Annotated in this window: 13 protein-coding genes; 7 read left to right on the forward strand and 6 right to left on the reverse strand. The window is 56.5% G+C overall.

Annotated elements, in window-relative coordinates; all coding sequences use genetic code 11:
• Positions 1–172 precede the first annotated feature (172 nt).
• Positions 173–1,252 (reverse strand): Gfo/Idh/MocA family oxidoreductase, encoded by a 1,080-nt coding sequence (locus tag AC5S3R_RS05270; protein ID WP_494265918.1) that lies wholly within the window; start codon positions 1,250–1,252, stop codon positions 173–175.
• Between the two features lie 43 nt (positions 1,253–1,295).
• Entirely contained in the window at positions 1,296–1,700 is a 405-nt protein-coding gene (locus tag AC5S3R_RS05275) for a VOC family protein (RefSeq protein ID WP_494265920.1), read from the reverse strand.
• A gap of 113 nt (positions 1,701–1,813) precedes the next feature.
• Here AC5S3R_RS05275 and msrA point away from each other — a divergent pair, with 113 nt between their 5' ends.
• The gene (gene msrA, locus AC5S3R_RS05280) at positions 1,814–2,497 is read left to right on the forward strand and encodes a peptide-methionine (S)-S-oxide reductase MsrA (RefSeq protein WP_494265921.1); all 684 of its coding nucleotides are present in this window, start codon (positions 1,814–1,816) and stop codon (positions 2,495–2,497) included.
• Between the two features lie 24 nt (positions 2,498–2,521).
• Here the strand turns inward: msrA and AC5S3R_RS05285 are convergent, their stop codons facing one another.
• Positions 2,522–4,258, reverse strand: a complete 1,737-nt coding sequence (locus tag AC5S3R_RS05285) for an ABC transporter permease (RefSeq protein WP_494265923.1) — start codon at positions 4,256–4,258, stop codon at positions 2,522–2,524.
• Positions 4,255–5,652 carry an ABC transporter ATP-binding protein gene (locus AC5S3R_RS05290; protein WP_494265925.1) on the reverse strand — a complete coding sequence of 466 codons (1,398 nt, stop codon included), beginning with the start codon at positions 5,650–5,652 and terminating at the stop codon, positions 4,255–4,257. The genes AC5S3R_RS05285 and AC5S3R_RS05290 overlap by 4 nt, the downstream gene beginning before the upstream one ends.
• Before the next feature lie 298 nt (positions 5,653–5,950).
• Between AC5S3R_RS05290 and AC5S3R_RS05295 the strand changes: the two genes are divergently transcribed.
• Positions 5,951–6,328 (forward strand): response regulator, encoded by a 378-nt coding sequence (locus AC5S3R_RS05295; RefSeq protein WP_494265927.1) that lies wholly within the window; start codon positions 5,951–5,953, stop codon positions 6,326–6,328.
• A 111-nt stretch (positions 6,329–6,439) separates the two neighbouring features.
• Here AC5S3R_RS05295 and AC5S3R_RS05300 read toward each other — a convergent pair whose 3' ends face one another.
• Positions 6,440–9,748, reverse strand: coding sequence for a protease pro-enzyme activation domain-containing protein (locus tag AC5S3R_RS05300; protein WP_494265929.1), 3,309 nt, complete (start codon positions 9,746–9,748; stop codon positions 6,440–6,442).
• A gap of 639 nt (positions 9,749–10,387) precedes the next feature.
• Positions 10,388–13,912, reverse strand: coding sequence for a DNA polymerase III subunit alpha (dnaE, locus tag AC5S3R_RS05305; RefSeq protein WP_494265931.1), 3,525 nt, complete (start codon positions 13,910–13,912; stop codon positions 10,388–10,390).
• A gap of 202 nt (positions 13,913–14,114) precedes the next feature.
• On the opposite strand from dnaE, the gene AC5S3R_RS05310 reads away from it, so the two are divergent.
• The 5 genes from AC5S3R_RS05310 (at position 14,115) to AC5S3R_RS05330 (ending at position 21,638) form a co-directional block, all read left to right on the forward strand.
• Positions 14,115–15,152, forward strand: coding sequence for a lysozyme family protein (locus tag AC5S3R_RS05310; RefSeq protein ID WP_494265933.1), 1,038 nt, complete (start codon positions 14,115–14,117; stop codon positions 15,150–15,152).
• Positions 15,153–15,170: 18 nt separating this feature from the next.
• The gene (locus AC5S3R_RS05315; RefSeq protein ID WP_494265937.1) at positions 15,171–16,517 is read left to right on the forward strand and encodes a dipeptidase; all 1,347 of its coding nucleotides are present in this window, start codon (positions 15,171–15,173) and stop codon (positions 16,515–16,517) included.
• Positions 16,518–16,612: 95 nt separating this feature from the next.
• Positions 16,613–18,223: a S10 family peptidase gene (locus tag AC5S3R_RS05320; protein ID WP_494265939.1), complete on the forward strand. Its 1,611-nt coding sequence runs from the start codon at positions 16,613–16,615 to the stop codon at positions 18,221–18,223.
• Between the two features lie 68 nt (positions 18,224–18,291).
• The gene (locus AC5S3R_RS05325; protein WP_494265941.1) at positions 18,292–19,998 is read left to right on the forward strand and encodes an alpha/beta hydrolase; all 1,707 of its coding nucleotides are present in this window, start codon (positions 18,292–18,294) and stop codon (positions 19,996–19,998) included.
• 47 nt (positions 19,999–20,045) lie between these two features.
• Positions 20,046–21,638: a phytoene desaturase family protein gene (locus AC5S3R_RS05330; protein ID WP_494265945.1), complete on the forward strand. Its 1,593-nt coding sequence runs from the start codon at positions 20,046–20,048 to the stop codon at positions 21,636–21,638.
• The last annotated feature ends 26 nt before the right edge of the window (positions 21,639–21,664 follow it).

A 21,664-nucleotide genomic window follows, 5' to 3' on the forward strand; every position in this document is an offset into this window, starting at 1 on the left:
ATTCGCGAAAGCAATCCGATTTTCTGTTGTCTACTGACCATTGATTGAATGACATCCTTCTTCGACCGCTGTTATGGAGTTGATGCCTAAAGCGGCAAGACGCATGCCTCAGGGCCTGAAGGCCCTTTTCTTTTTAGGCTGCTTATTGGCAGGGCTAAAGCCCTGGCCTACCTTAGCCGTAGATTACGAAGCAGCCTTGGCGCGGGTCGGTGGACCAGTCGCACTCGATTTCTTTGCGTTCATCCGAGCTTTGTTTGGCCCATTCGAGGACTTTGGCGGTGCGCCAGGCTTCGGCGGCGTTGGTGGGGGTTGCTGCGTGGCATTCTATTGCTTCGCGGAGGCCGATGTAGAACTGGCGGTAGTCTCCGGGGATGGATTCTACGGTTTCGGTGTCGATGCCGCCGTCGAGGTCGATGTGTTTGGTGCCCCATTCGGAGACGGGCTCGTGGCCCCAGTTGGGGTTGTCGATGCGGGTGATTTTGCTGAGTGCGGCTTCCTGCGGGTCGATGCCGTTTTTACGGAATCCGCCTTTGGTTCCGCGGAGGCTGAAGCGGAAACTGGGGATGGCGGAAAGCTGGTTGGAGCCCAGAGTGACGCGGTGGGCGGCATAGCGGAGACGAATGACGAACGAGTCATTGGGGCCTTCTCCGTCGCGCTCTCGGACAACTTCGGCGGAGACGCCGAGAGGATTGCCGAAGAGAACGAGAGCCTGATCAACGAGGTGGGTACCGAGGTCGTAGAGGATGCCTCCGTTGGAGGCGTCGTTTTTCCAGGGCACGCGGGGTGCGCCAGGATTCCAGCGGTCCATGCGGGATGTGAAATGGACGATACGGCCGAGAGAATCTTCATGCATCACTTTCTGGAGTGTCAGGAAGTCACTGTCCCAGCGGCGGTTCTGGAAGGGGATGGCGAAGAGTTTCTTCGATGCGGCCAAAGCCAGGATTTCGGCGATCTCCGTGGAGTGCATGGCCATGGGCTTGTCCACGACGATATGCTTGCCAGTGTTAAGGGCCTGAATGGCGTGGCCGTAGTGCGTGTTGCTGGGCCCGGCTACGATGATGAGCTGGAGGGTAGGGTCGGCGAGGAGCGCTTCGACGCTGCGGACGGTTTTTATGCCGGGGTAGCGCTTGGAGGCTTCGTTGGTAGTGCGCTCTACGACGGAGACGAGCTCGAAACCTTCTACCGAGGCGAGAAGTGGCGCGTGGAAGACGCGGCCCGCAAGGCCAAAGCCGATTAAGCCTACTCGAATCATGAGTACAGGGTACAGGGTGTGGGGTGCAGGGTACAAAGATGCGTTAGTTGGGCCGGCCAAAGAAGAGGATGTAGCCGTCGGGGTCGGCTAGCTCGAAGCCGAGCAGGTTCTCGGTGGTGATGCCGAGTGGCTTGTGGAAGATTACGTTTGCGGATGTGAATTCAGCGGCGAGGGCTTCCGGGGCGGGGACGTAGAGATAGGTGTCCCACTTTATCTCGTGGTTGCGCAAAGAGTTTGGCAACGGCGGTGTGTTCGAGTCTGACTTGATGAAGATCATTGAGCCGTCGCGGCTGATGATGGCGAAGAATGGATTGCTCTCAGGGTGCTGGTGCATCACTTCAAAGCCCAGCTTGTCGCGGTAGAACGCGATGGTCTGCGGGACATTGCTGACGAGGAAGAAGGGCGCGATGCTTTCGATTTTGGCTCGCGTGGCCTGTGTCTGCGTCATGGCCAGAACATCCTACAACAGGGCTTATGAATTTTGGAACAGGAAGAATTGGGCAGCACGTAACTTTTATGCTTGTACGAGCGAATAATAGAGTGCAGTACGTGGAGGTTTGTATGATTCGTTTTGTTTCCGTTCGGCGAAACTTCTTGGCAGCGATTTTTGCGCTTGGACTTGCCGGTTGCATGCCGGCGCAGACGCGGATGGGGATCCCCGCTCCGCAAACGGACGTTCCCCTCGCGAAGGCTCCTGGGAAAGAGACTGCCATCTTTGCGGGAGGGTGCTTCTGGGGAATCCAGTCCGTCTTTGAACGCGTGAAAGGCGTGGTTGCGACTACGGCGGGATACTCCGGTGGCTCCGCAGCTTCGGCAACTTATGACCAGGTGACAACGGAACGAACCGGACACGCCGAGTCCGTCAAGGTGGTCTATGACCCGTCAAAGATTACGTATGGAAAGCTGCTGCAGATTTTCTTTTCGGTAGCGCATGACCCCACACAACTCAACCGGCAAGGACCAGACGTAGGCACCTCGTATCGCTCAGCGATTTTCTACACCAGCGAGGAGCAGCAAAAGCTCAGCACGGCATATATCGCGCAGCTTGATGCGGCGCATGTCTTTGCCAAGCCGATTGTGACGCAGGTAACGCCGCTGAAGGGCTTTTATGATGCGGAGTCCTACCATCAGGACTATGCGCTGCATAATGCTGATAATCCATACATCTTAGTCTGTGACCGGCCTAAGATTAACGCGCTGAGACAGGAGTTCCCTGACCTGTTTTTCGATTACAAAGGCAAATAAAACTGCCGTGCCACCGAGCCGGAATCACGCTTCGAGTTTGTAGCGGGTTTCGGCCAGGCGGTAGAGGCGTCGCCATACCAGGCGGTTCATGGTGACGACCATGAGCGAGATAAGAATGGTGGCCAGCAGAATGATGGGAAAGCGCCCCGCGTCGGTGGCAGAGGTGATTTGCGCGCCAAGGCCGGTGGTTTGCAAAATGCCGCTTTTCACATGAGCATACTCAGCCATGACAGAAGCGTTCCACGCGCCGCCGCTGGCTGTGACCATGCCGGTAACGAGATACGGAAAGATGCCGGGAAGAATGAGCTTCGTCCAGCGCTGGTAGCGAGAGAAGTGAAAGAGGCGCGTAACTTCGCGAAGGTCCGAAGGGATGGACATAGCTCCGGCGATGACATTGAAGAGGATGTACCACTGCGTGCCCAGCAGCATAAGCGCAACAGAGCCGACACCAATGCCCGCGCCAATCTTTACCAGTCCCATAAGAATAACCGGATAGAAAGCCGATGCCGGGACCGACGCCATAACCTGCGCAACGGGCTGCACAATGCGCGCAAAGCGCGGATTGAAGCCGATAGCTACGCCCACAGGAATGGTCCAAAGGGCGGAGATAAGCAGGGCCGCATTCACGCGAAGAAAGGTCGCGAAGGCTCCGGCAAGAAGCGACAACAGCTCATGCGTGGTGATGGTGTGGAGCATGGCTATAGCCTGCAGGGCTGCCCATGCGCCGGCAATGAGGAGCGCCGTAAGAAGCGTCCAGAAGACGATAGAGCCTTGGCGCTTGCTGCCGTCATCGTCAATAGGCTTAACACGCTTTGTGGTCAGCGCCAGACGGCGGTAAATAGGCTCTTCGAGGCTTGTCCAGATGCGGCCCGGAACGGCGCTGAGGCGCGAATGGCGGAGGAGTTCAAGGATGGGCGAGCCGACGCGATCAGCGGACTCCGCCTGCTCAAATTTGAACTTGTCACTCCATGCAATGAGCGGACGCCATAGAAGCTGGTCCGTGGATACAACGATAAGAATGACGGTAGCAATACCGCTGATGAGCGAAGTTACATCGCCGGATTCCGCAGCGGACTGCATATAGCTGCCGAGGCCGGGAAGCTGGAAGTTGCGGTCGCCCATGGTGAACATCTCGCAGAGCATGAGGGCGAACCAGCCGCCGGCCACGGAGACAATGGAGTTCCAGACAAGGCCGATGGTAGCGTGAGGCATTTCAAGCTGCCAGAAGCGTTGCCATGCGGAGTAGCGATAGATGCGTGAGGCTTCCGTCATCTCGCGGGGAATGGATTTGAGCGAAGAGTAGAAGCTGAATGCGAGGTTCCAGACCTGTCCGGTGAAAATGAGCAGGATGACGGCCAGTTCAATGCCTAGCTGACGGCCCGGGATGAGAGCGACCATGGCAAGGACAACCGGCGGAAGAAAGCTTTGAACGGGGATGGACTGGAGAATGTCGAGGACAGCAACCATCCATGCTTCAATGCGCGGGTTGTAAACAGCGATGTATCCATAGGCAATGGCAAAGACAAGCGAAAGCAGATAAGCAATGCCAATGCGCATGATGGAGTAAAAGGCGTAGACCGGCAGCGCACGGGCCGAGTGCGAGATGGGCACAACAGGAGCGGGCGAGCCGAGCCAGTAATGCGCGATGTGAAGCACACCAAAGAAGAGCGCAAGCGCACAGAAGGCCACGCCAACATCAATGACGAATGGCGAACGGCGTACGGTAACGAGAGAGCGCGCGAAGGGGTGCTGAAGCTTCACTCTTCGTCTCCGTTAGTGAGGGATTCGGCTTCCTCTTCTTCATCGCTCGGCAGGAAGAAGCGGCGGCGGGTGGCGTCGAAGTCGAAGAGCTCGGCGTAACGGCCCCAGTTGATGGCGGTGTCGAGCTGGCGAAGACTTTCCTCGTCGGAAAACTGCTCGTCGAGTATGTCGAGGAAGAAGTCTTCGGGAACGGAGTTGTCGGATTTCGATTCGATGGCGCGAACAATCTGGCGGAGCAGCAGCACGTTGGTGGTGGCTGCTTCGCGGAAGAGCTCTTTCTGGCGAAGAATTTCGGAGTTGGCAAAATCCGCGCCGGATTCGGTGATGGCGGCGTCGCCTTCTTCCACCTTGAGAAAGCCGAGAAGCTGCGCAGCATCCACGATAGGTAGCAAGTCATCGATTTCAAAGGCAAGGTCGTCAGCGAGGCGGTAGATATCGTCGCGGCCACCGTGGTCAATAAGCAGTTCCAGTAGGCCGGCAATACCGCCGGGCCGGGCATGCGGCAGCATCTGATAGCGCATCTGGCGCTGGTCGCGGATAGGCCGGCCATCGGGTTGCGTAGGCACCTCGGCGGGCGTTACATCGGGGCGCGTTAGCACCTTGTAGATGTAATCGACAAGCTGGGTAAAGGCCTGCGATTTACGGTCGCGGGGCTGCGGAATAGGCACTCGGAAGTCTGTGCGGATATGGCCAGGGTTGCGGCCCAGAACGATGATGCGGTCGGCGAGGAGCACCGCTTCTTCAATGTTGTGCGTGACGATAAAGACGGCGCGGGTAGGCATGGTCTTTTTCGACCATAGCTCCAGTAATTCTGAGCGAAGGTTTTCGGCGGTGAGGACGTCGAGTGCTGAGAAGGGCTCGTCCATGAAGAGGACTTCCGGCTCGACGACGAGGGCGCGGGCAAAGCCTACGCGCTGGCGCATGCCGCCAGAGAGCTCCTTGGGATAGGCAGCCTGGAAGCCTTCGAGGCCGACGGTTTCCAGCATGTGGAGGCTGCGTTCGCGGCGCTCGTCGGGAGCGACTCCGCGGGCCTGCAGCGGGGCTTCCACGTTTTCAAGGACGGTGAGCCAGGGGAAGAGCGCGAAGGACTGGAAGACGATGGAGACGTTGACCTGTGCCTCAGCGATGGGTTTGCCGTGCCAATAAACCTGGCCAGCGGAAGGGCGCGAAAGGCCTGTCATCATGCGGAGCATGGTGGATTTACCGGAGCCGGAGGGACCGAGGACTGCCAGGATTTCGCCGGGGAGGATTTCGAGATCAGTAGCCGCGATAACCTGAATGCGGTTTTCGCTGGGCTGGGCGTAATACTTCTCGATCTTTTCAGCACGAATGATGGCTTCGGACGGATTGCCGGTTTGCGCGGCGGTCGAGTTGGGGATGGTTGCCTCGCTCATGCACGTGACTCCAGTACCGAAGGGTTCTATTACTACGGTTGAAAATTCAAATTGAGACGAATAAGACGAGTGTAGAATGAATGAGTTGCAATCGGGTAAATCAGGCATCACTCGAATGGATGGGATGCACTTTTGCGTGTAACCGTGGAACGGTAGTGCTCCTGATTCAGCGTATCATTGGGAGAAGTCCCTTGGCTGCTCAGGTTCGTTAGTGTGTCAAAAGAAGACATTGTCCATGATTCTGCCTACGGATTGCCTCCAGGAGTCACTGAGAAATCGAGAACGGTAACAGGAGACTATGTCCGAAACTTCTTCTAAACCTAAAGTGCTGGTGGCCGATGACGAACGCGTCATTGCGGATACGCTGGCGATGATTTTGAACCAGAGCGGCTTTGAAGCGCGTGCAGTGTATACGGGCGAGAAAGCGCTTGAGATAGCACCCGAGTTTAAGCCCGATATGCTGATTTCCGACGTCATTATGGCCGACCTGACCGGCATCGACGCCGCCATTAAGATTCGCGAACTGCTGCCTTCGATTAAGATTTTGCTGTTTTCCGGGCAAGCGGCGACAGCCGATCTGCTGGAAAAGGCGCGGGCCCAGGGGTATGACTTTGAGATTCTGGCGAAACCCGTGCATCCGCAGGACCTGCTGAATAAGCTGCGGAATGTAAAGTAAGTCAGGGGCGAGAGCAGACAACTGCTGGTCGCTTCCCTGCTCCGCCGATTCTGCTGTGATATCTGAAATGTAACGGCCCGTCCTTGCGGACGGGCCGTTTTGTGTTTGGGATTAGTTCACCGTGAGGGTGATGGTAGTGGTGGGCGCAGGGGTGACGGCTGGGGTTCCTGTGCCGGTGATCGTGAAGGTGTAGGTTCCAGCTGTGGTGCCTAGATTGGAGTTCCCTCCTCCACCACCTCCGCTACCGCCACCTCCACAGGCCGAAATGGCGCCGAGGGCCCCTATGAGGATGAGGACGCCGAGCATGGTGCGCCAGGCACGGCGACGGGCTGGGATTCCAAGGAACACAAGCAGTGCTAAAAGTGTTGCGGCTCCGGTCCTGAGCCCATTGGATTTTGCGAGTTTACCGGGGACAGCAGATGCCGCGGTAGTGGAGAAGTTTACCGTTGCGGTTGCGCTGGTAGCGGAAGAACTGAGCGAAACCGGGGAGCTGGTAACGATGCACGTGGGTAAGTGTTGTGCGCCGCTTGGTGAAGATGTCAGCGCGCACGTAAGAGCTACGGAGCCTGCGTAGGCGGTTGATGTGGTGACAGTGATGGTAGAAGAAGCAGAAGCGCCGGCAGAGATGAAGCTCGGCGTGGAGCCGCTAAGCGAGAACGTTGCCGGCGCGGTGATGTTGACGGTGGTTGTGCCGCTGGCATTGCCGTAGATGCCGTCACTGCCGTAATCGACCTCGATTGGCGTACTGCCGGGAGTGAGCGAGTTGGCAGGGACTGTAAAGGTGTAAGAACCGTTTACGAGTTCCTGCGGAACAAGGAAATTTTTGTTGTCTGCCCAGCCTTCGACAGAACCGGTGGGCACGGGCGCGCCCGACGGCCCGCTGACGCTGACTGCGAGAGTAAAGGAAGCGCTGCTGCCGATAGTGGCAGCCGAGGGGGTAACTGTCACCGTGGGCGTAATGGGATTGACGGTGAAGGACGGGTCTCCGCTGACTGCCGAAGCGTAGGTAGTGTCTCCACCATAGCTGGCATAGATGATGTTATCGCCCTGGCGCAATGCGTATGGTGGCACAGTAAACGTGGCAGCTCCATTTTCCAGTGTCTTCGAGGCAGTGTAGACCGCGCCGTAAAAGAAGGAGTTGATGACCAGCCGGACAGAGCCAGTAGGAGTGCCGGAAGAGCCGGTGACTGTGACGGGAACAGAGAACGAGTCATTGACGGAGACGGTAGATGGAATCGAGCTGCCGAGCGAAACTGTCGCCGTTTGCGTTCCCGAAGGAGATTGCCAGAAGTTGATTAGCTGCGCTACGTCCACGCTACCCAGGCCCGTAGCCAGATCGTATCCAGTAGCCGTGTCATAGCCGGTAAGGAAATAGTTGCCCGCTGTGTTCTTGCTGCAGTTGGGAGATCCACTCGTGCATGGGACTGAGATGTTGCCCTGCGTTGTGTCGTGGAAGACTGCAGCAGCGTGGGACGAGGCGGCGAGCTGATACAGAGTTTGCACAGCGCCAATGCCGAGACGGCTGCCCTCCATTTCCTGCACCATGGCGAGAATTCCGGCAAAAGCGGGAGCGGATGTGGAGGTTCCGCCATAGCCAACGAAGAAGAACGTGCTTTGGCCATTCACGGTGGTGTCTGAGCAATTGGCTGTGATGGTAGTTGAGCCTGAGGTGCCAGTGGTGTCCGTGCAAACAAGCCATGTGGCATTGTCATAGCCGTTGCCAGCCATGAGGGAGATGTCGGGGAGGTCCCGTACGTTGTCAGAAGGCACTCCGGGGCCTTGCTGCCAGGATGGCTTCGTGTAGCCGCTGGCGCAGGTGGTTGTGACAACTCCGTTAACAACGCTGCTTGAGGTGGTAATGCAGGAACTTTTGCCGCCTGAGCCGCCTACGATGTTGGTCTTTCCGGTCTTTGAGTCAATATTAGGGGCATTCTGCGCTAGAAGACCATTGGCAGTGGTGGAATCGTTCCAGGTTGCTTCAGGAATGTAACCTCCCGCAGTGCGATAGTACGTGGAAGCGTTGCCGGAACTGCTGGTGTCCACATAGGTGCTGAAATCCGTCAGCAGGGCGTAGAAGTCCGTGCCGCCGACGGCGATGTTGTATGGCGTAGAGGCAAAGCCGCTGACCTGCAGACCGGATTGCGCAGCCTGCTCGGTATTGTCGTTGTCACACCCGGCAGAGCCTGAGTCTCCGGTGGAGACTGTGACGGCGATTCCCTGTGCGGCGAACTGTTGCCAGAGATTGTTGAAGTAGGTATTGCTGGCCGCGCCCATACCCATTTCGCAGGAGCCGAAGCTGAGACTGAAAATATCGACCGTATTGTCGGTGGCTGCTTGCTCGATGGCGTCAGTCAGGTTAGCAGAGGTGTAAAAATGAATGGCCGCTTTGGGAGCCATGCCGCCGGCCAGCTCCGTGTCGATATAAGCTTCGTCCGTGTCATTGGGGTTGGTAGCGGGATTGGAAACGAGATTGGTGATAGTAGGCGCGGTGGTGTCACCGAGGAAGCGAGAACGATAGTTGACTACTGTGGAGGCCTGAATGGGTGAGTTGCCGCCTATGCCGATGGTAACGCCAGAGCCGGTGTATTGGGGAGTGCCCGAAGATGTGAATTTTTCGTTATAGCTGTTAGGCGAATCGTAGATGCTGGCCGCATCGGCAGGGGTGAGATAGAGGCCGTATTGTTCACAATTTCCGCTGCTGTCGGTGGTGCAGGTGGTGAGGAATGGCCTTGCTCCACTGATTTGAGAGGACTCCTCAATCGGCGCCAGACGCTTTGTCTGCGCATTCAACTGGCCCATGCCGACGACGACGTGAAGTGGGCGGGGCTGGATGGTGTCGAGTTTGGCAACACCAGTTATGACAGGCGCAAGAGCGGCGGGGATGCTGGGGTTCTTGACGTTTGCGAGGAACTCTTCGCCGTTGACATCGAAGGAATGAATTTCAGTCTGGAAGGCGGCTTCAAGCTGTGCAACTGAACCAGAGAAGGCGATGCTGATGCGGCCGGGAGCGACGGGCTGCACGGTAAAGCCCTGCGCCTGGAGCCAGGTGACGAGCGTGCTGATATCAGCGTCGGACGGGCCGTAGAGCTTTCCGAATTGCTGCGGCGTGAGCCACTTGTGATAGTTGGGCGAGGATGGGTTAATCTGCTCGCCCATGAATTTGCGCAGGGCCGCATCCTGCTGTGCGGAGCGAGCTAGAACAAGGCGTACGCTGGTTAGCTGTGCGCTTGCAGAGGCGCGGCCACGATCAAATTGCGGACGGGCATGGCCGGGAACTCCGCCTTTGAGGGTGACGCGCGCGGACTCATCGATAGCCGACACAATGCGTGGTGCGTTGATTGCGTTTTGCGCCGGGGTGGATGGAATAAAAATGCAGAGAACCGTTAAGGCAAAGAGCAGAGACAAAGGAAGACGGGACATGGAGTGTATCCTGTACCTCTCAAACAGTCATGATGTGAATTTGTGAAATCCCAGTAACGGTGGCAGGAAAAGCCCCGTCGGTGGGTGACAGTATCTCAACTGGGCGGGCGGTTCGTCACTAAAAAAAGACAAGCGCGCTTCGTTCCCTGAAGCTCCTTAGCTCCCGTGTCTGTGGAAAAACCCTGTCAAGCCCTTTTACGGAAAATATCTTCTAAGTCATTGATTTGATTACGCAAAAAACTTCGTCAACTTTGCGCTCAATTATGGTCATTTATGCCAAACTAAAAATAAGTAAACAAACGGCCCGATTCCCAAGGAATCGGGCCGTTCTGTTTTTCCGCCGCGGCAAATCCGCCACGAATCCACGGGGGCCCCAGTCCCTACAGTTGGAGACCGGGGATACCTATACCGCGAGTTCCCCAATTTCCAGCTATCCCACAAAGAAAGGAGAACCTAATGCACTCAATGGCAGGCACAACCAACTTGTCCCTTATCCCTGCCTTCTGCACAGTTCCACAGTTCAGGAATAAAGAAACTGCACAGTCCCTGTGCAATCCTCTTCAACTCAAACAAAACAAACAATCTGGGGGAAGGCCCCCACTGTGCGCATACACACAGAGATGCACAGTCGCACTGCCGTCAACCAACGGACTGGACAGTTCCCTTGCCTGTCAGTTCTTCCATGCGCTCAATCCAACCTTTGTCCGCAGCCACGGACATCTGTTCCGGCTCAAGAATCACAGCGTACTGGCCTTTCTTTTCAAGGTGGAACATGATTTTTCCAGGACCGGGAGCCGAGTCCACAGCCGAGCGAATCGTAGAGAAAGTCTCTTGCGAAACACTGTCGAGGTTGATGCGGATGCGGAGGGCTCCGGGAAGCTTGATCTGCACGCCGTCAAGTGGCTGGATAGACGTGATGGACAACTTGGGCGCAGCCTCTTCTTCTCCCATGAGCACGCCGCGCATGAGAACAGGGGCTTCAATTTTGAGCTGCTGCTGAAGACGCTCGTAATCGCGGGCAAAAGCAATGAGATCAATTTTGCCGCTGGAGTCTTCAAGCACTGCTTGCGCATAGAGCTTGCCGTCGCGCTTGCTTTTCTGCACGCGCAGACCGTGGATGAGGCCGGCGATCTGCAGCTCGTCCGAGGGGTCCATCTCTTTGCCCCAGCGGCGCTCAGGAGGTTTGCGTTCGAGGGCTTCCGCGATGGAGATGACGCCGGGGAGATTACGAATTTTGTCAGCGTACTTGTCAAGCGGGTGGCCGGAGACGAAGAAGCCGAGAACTTCTTTTTCATTGGCGAGGCGCTCAGTTTCATCCCAGTCGGGAACGCGCGGGAGATCGTCGGTTTTGTGGGATGCGGGAGCTACGTCGTCGAAGAGGCCGAAGAGCCCGGTCTGTCCATGCTCGGCGTCCTTTTGCGCTTTCTGTGCCTGCTCCATTGCCTTGTCTACGGCGGCGTAGAGCGGGCCGCGCTTGCCAAGGGAGTCGAGCGCACCGGCTTTGATAAGCGACTCGATGACGCGCTTGTTCATGACGCGGAGGTCTACTTTTTCACAGAACTCCCAGATGTTGTTGAAGCGGCCACCGAGTTCGGTACGAGCGGCCATGATGGATTCGATGGCGTTGCCGCCTACGTTCTTTACTGCAGCGAGGCCGAAGCGGATGGCATCGCCTTTAGGCGTGAACTGCGAGCCGGAAATTTGCACGTCAGGTGGCTCAACGGCAATGCCCATCTCTTTGCACTCAGCGATGTACTTGACTACGTTTTCGGGCTTTGAGGTTTCCGATGTTAGAAGCGCGGCCATAAATTCGACCGGGTATTTTGTTTTGAGATATGCCGTCTGATAAGAGACAAGGCCGTAAGCAGCCGAGTGCGACTTGTTGAAGCCGTAACCTGCGAACTTTTCCATCTGGTCGAAGAGTTCGCCGGCGGTTTTCTTGGGGTGCTTGTTGATTTCGGCGCCGGACATGAAGCGCTCGCGCTGCTTGGCCATCTCCGCGGGGATTTTTTTACCCATGGCGCGGCGCAGCAGATCGGCTTCGCCGAGCGAGTAGCTGGCGATGACGTTGGCGATCTGCATGACCTGTTCCTGATAGACGATGACGCCAAGGGTCTCTTTCAGGATGCCTTCCAGCTCGGGGAGCATATATTCCACTTTGCGGCGGCCCCACTTGCGCTCGATGAAGTCGTCGGTCATGCCGCCTTGGATTGGGCCGGGGCGGAAGAGGGCTGTGAGCGCAGTGAGGTCTTCGAGTTTGTCAGGCTTGTAGCGGCGCAGGATGTCGCGCATGCCGTTCGATTCAAACTGGAAGATGCCCGATGTGAGCGCGGTCTGGAAGATCTTCTTGTAGGTCTCCTCGTCGTCGAGGGGGATGCTATCGATATCGATATCAATGCCGCGGTTTTGTTTGATGAGCGCGAGGCAGTCGGTGATGACGGTGAGCGTCGTCAGGCCGAGGAAGTCCATCTTGAGAAGGCCCATCTTTTCGACGGCCTTCATGTCATAGGCGGTGACGATTTCGTCGTTTTTCGTTTTGGCTACGGGAACAAGGTCAATAAGCGGACGCGGCGCGATGACGACTGCGGAGGCGTGTACGCCCTGGCCACGGACGAGGCCCTCTAACTTCTTTGCTGTGTCGATGAGCTCGCGGATTTGGGCTTCGCCGTTGTAGGCTTTCGCGAAATCGGGAACGTCTTCGAGCGCCTTGTCGATGGTCATGCCGACAGTCGCGGGGATGAGCTTGGCGATGCGGTCTACGTCGCCATAAGGCATGTCGAGAGCGCGGCCACAGTCTTTGATAGCGGCCTTGGCGGCCATGGTGTTGAAGGTAATGATCTGCGCTACCTGATCGCGGCCATACTTACGGGTTACGTAGTCGATGACTTCGCCGCGGCGGTTCATGCAGAAGTCCACGTCGATATCAGGCATGGATACGCGCTCGGGGTTGAGGAAGCGCTCGAAGAGGAGGACATTCTGCATGGGGTCGATGTTGGTAATTTCCATGCAATAGGCAACGAGCGAGCCTGCGCCGGAGCCACGGCCCGGGCCGACGGGGATGCCGTGGTCACGGGCGTACTTGATGAAGTCCCACACGATGAGGAAGTAACCGGAGTACTTCATCTGGTGGATGATGCCGATTTCGTAGTTGAGGCGGGCTTCGTACTCGGCGATGGACTTGCGGAGTTGGCCGCGGTCCTGAAGCTGGCGAATCGATGTGTCGATGCGCTTCTGGAAGCCCTGACGGCAGACCTGCTCGAAGAAGCTGTCGATGGTTTCGCCTTCGGGCACATCGAACTGCGGGAATGGATTGTCTACGGCGCTGAGCTTGAGGTTGCAGCGCTCGGCGATTTCCATGGTGCGCGAGAGGACGCCGGGATGGTCGGGAAAGACCCGCGCCATTTCATCGGCGCTTTTGACGAAGAACTGGTCGGAGTCAAATTTAAAGCGGTTGTGATCATGGACCTTTGCGCCGGTTTGTACACAGAGCATCACGTCGTGCGCATGGGAGTCGTCACCGCAGAGATAGTGCGAGTCGTTGGTGGCGAGCATGGGGATGCCCAGGTCTTTCTCGAGGCGGAAAAGGTCTTTGTGAATCTTGCGCTCGGCTTCGAGGCCCTGGTCCTGGATTTCGATGTAGAAATTGCCCTTGCCGAAGATGTCCTGATACTGCTGCGCTACAGCCTTTGCTTTTTCGTAGTCATTTTGTTCGCCAAGGAGTTCGCAGACTTCTCCGCTGAGGCAGCCAGTCGTGGCTATCAGGCCCTTCGCGTTTTCTGCAAGGAAGCGCTTGCTGATGCGGGGCTTGCGATAGAAGCCGTGCAACGACGATTCGGAGGTGAGGCGGATGAGATTGCGGTAGCCTTCTTCGTTTTCGGCGAGGACGAGGAGGTGGTTGTACTCTTTTTCTCCGCGCTCAATTTGCACCGGGGCGCGATGGTCCTCGTTTTTGGTCACGTAGAATTCGCAGCCGAGGATGGGCTTGATGCCCTTCTTCTTAGCGGCGTCGAAGAAGTGGACCGCGCCATAGATATTGCCGTGGTCGGTCATGGCGACGGCCTTCTGGCCAAGCGCGGCTACGCGGTCGATGAGCTTGTAGATATCGCAGGCGCCGTCGAGGAGGGAGTATTCGGTATGCAGATGAAGATGTGTGAACTCGGGCATGGCGGTAGTTCTATTTTAGTTGCGAATGCGATTGGGGTGCGGAGGGATTGGGTGAGGAAAACCGGGTACGGAATTACTTTGTGGGTTCTGTGAGCTTTCTGATTACCTTTGCACGGTTTGAGGGCGTTGCAGGTTGTGCCCTCGGCTGTTTTCCGGCATCGTAATTATCAGGGAATGTTGAAAGCAGGGGGGAAAGCACGGGATGAGACTGGTGGCGGCGTTGTTATTGGCTGGGGCGGCGACGGCGGGAGCGCAGTATCTGCCTTCGTACCCGAATACGCAGCAAACACAAGCTCCAGCTACGACACAGACGCCGGATGTAACAGCGGATCAGGATCTGCCGCCTGCCGTCTCCCTTCCCGTTAAGACTGGGCCCTCCGATGGCGTGGCGCTGGCACGGCTTGAGGCTTTCAAAAAGTCCGACGTGAAGTTCAGCGTGGATGATCTCGTAGATATTTTGCAAGACAAGCGGCATGAGGGATGGGTGCTGACGGCGTACCCCGATCCGCATACAGCGCAGCCGCTGATTGGCGCGGGGTTCAGTTTGGATTTGCCGGAGCGTGTGCATCCGCAGAAGGATATTGCGAATCTGAACCAGTTTATTGAGCCTTCGTCTGCGGAGTTGTGGCAGGCGGCGGGGCTGCCTCCGGAAAAGCTAAAGGAGATTCTCAGGGTTTATTACAAGCGATTGGATTCGTGGGGGAAATCTGGTTTTCGGTCGCAGATGATGACGCTTGATCCGCAAATTACAGAGACTGATGCGCAGGCGTTGACGCGAATTGGAGTAGTTCAGGCGGCGATTAACGCGAAGGCTTATACGAGGTATTTTCGCGAACTGACGGCCAGCCAGCAGATGGGGATGACGCAGCTTGTGTACCAGATGGGCGTGAATATGGAAGAGTTCACGACGTTTCTGGGGCTGATTAACCGGCAGCAGACGGATGATGCCGGAAACATTACGGCGGTTGCGCCGAGTGCGCAGTACTGGCATGACGTGCAAAAAAGCTTGCTGGATAGCCGCTGGGCGCGGGCTTATAAGGACAGAGCAACGGCTGTGGTGGCGATGTTTGATCCGCGATATGCTACGAGCCCTACGGCAGCGGAGCGGAAGGTATACGCGGTGTTGCATCCTCCGCGACGGCGCGCACGCGGAAGACGCGGGGAGTTGCGTGAGACACAGCTGAACAAGCGGCATGTGACTGGCGCACGCAAAGGGGCTGGACGGCGGCGGAGAGAATAAGACCCATGGGCTGGAGTGGTGACGGGCTATACTTACGCCAAGCCTATGCGCAAATCCGTCTCGACTTTTACACTACTTGCTGTTCTGCCGGGCATGATGATGGCCCAGGCTGCATCTCAACCTGTTGCAAAGACGAACACCTCCCCGAAGATGACCAAAAAGCTTACGCCTGAAGAAGTACACCGCTCGGCGATTGTGATTGACACGCATGCCGACACAACGCAGCGGTTTGTTGATGAGAATTTCGACATGAGCGATCCGCTGAAGGGTGGACAGCTCAACCTTGAATCCGCGAAAAAGGGCAACCTAGGCGCGGAGTTCTTTTCTATCTGGGTTGATCCCGAGATTTACAAAGGGCAAGACGCTCACCGAACGCTGGTGCTGATTGATGCAGTGAAGCAACAGGTGGCGAAGCATCCGAATGAGATGATGCTGGCGACCTCTCCCGAAGATATTGAAAAGGCACACCGCGAGCATAAGCTTGCAGCGCTGATGGGCATTGAGGGCGGGCACTCGATTGAGAACTCGCTGGCGCTGCTGCGGGACTACTATGAGTTGGGCGTGCGGTACATGACGCTGACGTGGTCGAACTCGAATGGCTGGGCGGATAGCTCGGGCGATGATACCGATACTTCCGTTCCGCATACGAAAGAGGGGCTGAGCGAGTTTGGCAAGGACGTGGTGTATGAGATGAACCGCCTGGGCATGATGGTGGACATTTCGCATGTATCTGATAAGACTTTCTACCGGACGCTGGTGATTTCGCGGGCTCCGGTGATTGCTTCACACTCGGCGGCGCGTGCTCTGAGCGATGCCCCGCGCAATATGACCGATGAGATGTTGCGGGCTGTTGCCGTAAATGGCGGCGTGGTGCAGGTGAACTACTACTCGGCGTTTGTGTCGCAGGCTTATCGCGATGCGCAGAAGGCGCAGTCTGCGGAGGTGAAGAAGGCCGTGCAGGAGTTTAAGGACAAGGCTAAGGCAGAAGGCAAGGAAGTTACGTACGAGGATATTTCGCTGGTTGAGCGCCAGTATGCTGACCGGATTCCCCGGCCCCCGTTTTCCGCGCTTATTGACCAGATTGATCATGTTGCGAAGATTGCCGGCGTAGACCACACGGGGCTGGGCTCGGATTATGACGGCGTGAGCGGGCAGTTGCCGGAAGGTATGGATTCTGCCGCGGACTTGCCGAAGGTTACGGCGGAGCTGATGAAACGCGGTTACTCCGCAGAGGACTGCCGGAAGATCCTTGGCGGCAATCTGCTGCGCGTCTTCAAGCAGGTGCAAGAAGTTGCCAAGCAACTACAGGCGGAAGACAGGCCAAGGATTCGCGAAAAACAGCCGTTTGAAAAACCTCAGAAGTAACACCTCGAAAAGGCGCGGGATTCTTCTCCGCGCCCTTTGTCTTTCTCTTCCCTCCCCCTGTTTTATGATTCCCGGCATCTTTAGGAGGACTGTCTATGCGCATAGCATGCGTGTTTCCAATTGTTCTATTTGCAGCATCGTTATCGAGCCATGCACAGGCAGATAAGAGCCCTGCCGACAAGCCCGCGGATAAGCCCCTACCTACCGAAGTGACGACAGCGGGTTCAGTCACTGTCGGCGGGCAGGCTATCAGCTACAACGCGGTTGCCGGGACGATCACGGTGGGCGCGACGGATGCGGAAGATGCACAGCTTGGTTTAGATGGAAAACCAGAGCCGGGGAGCCAGCTTGCGCTGAATGCTCCAAAGGAACCGAAAGACGGGCCGGCGCTGGCAAAGATGTTTTATGTGGCGTATTTCAAGAAGGACGCAAAGGCTGAAGAGAGGCCGATTACGTTCTTCTACAACGGCGGACCGGGCAGCTCGACAGTGTGGCTGCACATGGGTTCACTGGGGCCGAAGCATGTGGCTACGCCGGGCGATCAGCACTTGCCTGCGGCGCCGTACAAGCTGGTGGATAATCCGAACTCGCTACTGGACACTAGCGATCTTGTTTTTATCGATATGCCGGGAACAGGCTTTGGGCGGCTGCTGGGAAAATATCCGGAGAAGGCATTCTGGGGAATTGATGAAGACGGGAATGCGTTTGCGCGGTTTATTCAGCGGTTCATTACGAAGTATGGCCGGTGGAACTCGCCGAAGTTTATCTTTGGCGAAAGCTATGGAACAACGCGGTCCTCTGTGCTGGTGGACATTCTGGAGAATGGGCACTCGTTCGATATTAACGGCGTGATTCTGCTGTCGCAGATCTTCAACTTTACAAGTTTTCTTGATCTTCCCAATACAAATCCCGGAGTTGATTTGCCTTACGTGCTGGGATTGCCTACCTATGCTGCTACGGCTTGGTATCACAAGAAGCTGCCGCAGCAGCCTGCGGCGCTGGAGCCGTTCCTGAAGGACGTGGAAGATTTTGCCATGGGCGACTACATGCGTGCGCTGTCGCTTGGCACGGATATCTCTGAGACGGAAAAGCAATCGATTGCAGAGAAGCTGCACAACTACACGGGATTGCCGACGGCGTACTGGCTGAAGGCAAATCTGCGCGTGAACGGCGGGGAGTTTGAGAAGGCAGTGCAGGACGATGCGAATTTGACGACTGGGCGGTTAGATTCCCGCTATTCGGGGCCGCATATGAATCCGCTAAGCGAGGGCGCGGATTATGATCCGCAGAGTTCTGCTATCTCCTCTGCTTATGTTTCGCTGTTCAATGAGTATGTGCGGCGCGACTTGAAGTATGGAGATGGGCAAACGTACTTGCCGCAGGCGCTATTTGGGGGCTCGCAATGGGATTTCAAGCATGGTGGCATTCCCTTCAGTGTGAACGTGTCGAATGATCTGGCAGAGGCGATGAAGACGAATCCCCGTTTGAAGGTGATGGTGAATGGCGGGTATTACGATTTGGCTACGCCGTTCTTTGCAGCGCAGTATGAGGAAAAGCACCTGCCGATTCCGCAATCGTTGGCGAAGAATATTGAGTATTCATGGTATGAGTCTGGGCATATGGTGTATGTAAATGACGCGAGCCTGAAACAACTGCATGATCGCGTGTCAGATTTTATTCGGCGAACAGTGGCGGATTCCAAGTAATCGTTTGCATACAGTGCAAGAAAAAATTTGGGCCGGGGTTACCGTTTGTTCCGTGTATAGTAGCGGACATGAAACGGATAATTCCGGCCTTGTTGTTTCTGCTGACGTCGATTTCCGGCACAGCTCAGACGTTCCATGTGACGTTTCCAACACAGGTAAGCTCGCAACCGCTCGACGGGCGGTTGTTGCTGCTGCTTTCTAATGACCCGAAACAGGAGCCGAGGTTTCAGATTAACGATTCGCCGCGCTCGCAGATGGTCTTTGGATTAACGGTGGATGGATGGAAACCGGGCGGGGCTGCGACGGTGGATGCGAGCGCGTGGGGTTATCCGGTGCGGAGCCTGAAAGATGTGCCGCCCGGCGACTACATTGTGCAGGCTGTGCTGAATAAGTACGAGACCTTTCACCGCAGCGATGGAAAGACGGTGAAGATGCACATGGACCAGGGCGAGGGACAGCACTGGGATATTTCGCCGGGGAATCTTTACTCGAAGCCGGTGAAGGTGCATGTTGGGCCGGGGGAAGCGCCGATTTCCGTTGAATTGAGTGAGGTGATTCCGCCGATCCCTGCACCAGAGGATACGAAATATGTACGGCATATTCGTATCCAGAGTGAGGTGCTGACGAAGTTTTGGGGCCGTCCCATGTTTGTTAGCGCGATTGTACTGGTGCCGGAGGGATTTGATGAGCACACGGAAGCACATTTTCCGCTGATGATCTTTCATGACCATTTTGTGGCGGAGTTCAGCGACTTTCGTACTACTCCGCCTGATCCGAATCTGAAGCCGGATTACAGCGAGCGGTTTCACCTTGCTGGGTACAACCGGATTCAACAGGAAGAGGCTTACAAGTTTTATCAGAAGTGGATTTCGCCGGGGTTCCCGCGTTTTCTGATTGTGAAGATTCAGCATGCGAATCCGTTTTATGACGATTCGTATGCAGTGAACTCGGCGAATGTGGGGCCGTATGGCGATGCGATTGAAGATGAGTTGATTCCTGCGATTGAGAAGAAGTTTCGCGGCATTGGACAGGGATGGGCGCGGTTTACTTATGGCGGTTCGACGGGCGGATGGGAAGCGCTGGCGGTGCAGGTTTTCTATCCGACACACTACAACGGCGCGTTTGCGGCTTGCCCGGACCCGATTGATTTTCATGAGTACACAAATATCAATCTCTACGAGGACAAGAATGCGTTTTATTGGGAGGGCGCGCACAAGCGTGTGCCGCAGCCTGCGATGCGCGATTACCTGGGGCATACGCTGATTACGACCGAGGATAACAATGCTTACGAGCTGGCGCTTGGTGACCATGGGCGCAGCGGTGAGCAATTTGATATCTGGCAGGCGGTGTTTGGGCCTGTTGGTGAGGATGGTTATCCGCAACCGATTTTTGATAAGAAGACTGGCGAGATTGACCACAAGGTTGCGGAGTATTGGCGCGAGCACTACGACCTTGAAGCGAAGCTGGAGCGGGAGTGGACGAAGCTTGGGCCGGAGCTTGCTGACAAGATTCACATTTATGTGGGCTCGGATGATACGTACTTTTTGAATAACGCGGTTTACCGGATGGAGGACTTTTTGAAGACGACGAAGAATCCTCCTTATGGCGGCGAGGTGACGTATGGGCCGCGAGCGGAACACTGCTGGAATGGCGATCCGACGCTGCCGAATGCATATTCGCGGCTGCACTACAACACGATGTATCTGCCGAAGATTCTGGAGCAGATTGAAAAGACGGCTCCTCCGGGAGCGGATTTGAAGAGTTGGCGGTATTGAATGGCTTGTGCACAGGCATAGATTTCTGATTTTCGATTGGGAGAGGCATGAGTTCGCCAACGGCTGCAGTACTTGGGGAGATTGGACTGACGGTTGCGGTACGTGAGCTGGCGGCGCGTGCGTGGGACGCGATTGTTGTTGGCGCGGGACACAACGGGCTGGCTTGCGCGGCTTATCTAGCGAAGGCCGGGAAGCGTGTGCTGGTGCTTGAAGCTCGACGACGTGTGGGCGGGGCTTGCACGATTGAGGAAGCATTTCCGGGTGTGAAGATGTCGCCGTGTGCTTACCTGGCAGGATTGCTGCATCCGCGAGTAGTGGAAGAGCTGGAACTGGCGCGGCGAGGGTTTGATTGGACTCCAGCTATAAATGGTTTGTTTGTTCCCTTCCTCGATGGGTCGAGTATTCAGCTTTGGGATGATGATGCGCGCTGCGAGGCGGAAGTGCGGGCGCTGGCTCCGGGCGATGTGGATGGATGGAAGGCGATGAACGAGGTGATTCGCCGGACACGGGATGCGCTGCGGCCTACGGGGGATGGAGATTTGTGGCTGAATGGCGCGGTAACGCGGGAAGAGATTGAGGAGCGGCTGGGTGCAGATGAGGAAGCTTGCGGGATGCTATTCGACTGGTCGATGGCGGAATTCCTAGAGCGATATATCCAGGACGAGCGGTTGCAGGTGGCGTATCTCGGGCAGGGCGTGATTGGGACGAATGCCAGCCCGTTTGATAAAGGCACGGCTTCGATTCGGTTTCATCATTCGTCGGGACGGTTGGGCGGAATGCCGGGGATGTGGGGCTATGTAAAGGGCGGCATGGGGATGGTGTCGTTCTACTTTTGCGATGCGGCGATGGAAGCTGGCGCTACTGTCGTTTCCGGTGTGAGTGTGGCGGAGATTGTGCCCGGTGAAGGCGTGCGGCTGGAGGGCGGTGAGTGGATTGCTGCCCGGGTCGTTGTGTCGAATGCTGATCCTGTGCGGACGTTGAAGATGCTCGGCGCGAATGCGGATGCGGCGTGGCGCGAGCGGATTGAGGATGTGCCGATTACGGGGTGCACGGTGAAGCTGAATGTGCATTTGCGCGAGCTGCCCAACTTCACGGCGCGGCCGGGAGTGAATGAGGCGCATCACTATGGGCAGATCAATGCTCCGCTGACGAAAGAGGAATGGAAGGCTGGGTTTGCCGTGGCGCGGCAAGGCTCGTTGCCGGAGCATTTGTGGTGCGAGCTTTACTTTCAAAGTGTGCATGATGCTTCGGTTGCGCCAGAGGGGACGCATACGATGAGCGTGTTTGCGCAGTATGTGCCGTATGCGTTTGCTTCGGGTGATTGGACGACGCGGAGGGATGAGGTGCGGAGGCTTGCTCTTGGTTCCCTTTCGCGGTTTTGCTCGAATATTGATTCTGCTGTGATTGATGCGCAGGTGTTGGGGCCGCCGGATATTGAAGAGAAGGTTGGCTTGACGGGTGGACATATCTTCCAGGGTGAGTGCTTGCCGGCTTACATGTGGCACAAGCGGTTGACGACGCGGACTCCTATGAGGGGGTTTTATCTGTGCGGGGCGGCTACGCATCCGGGCGGGAGCGTGATTGGCGTGAATGGGCGCAATGCGGCGATGGCGGTGCTTGCGGATCTTCATGCGGTCTAGATTTGTTCGCAAAGAACGCTCTGGTA

Source organism: Occallatibacter sp. FHG110214_02, from assembly GCF_059115385.1.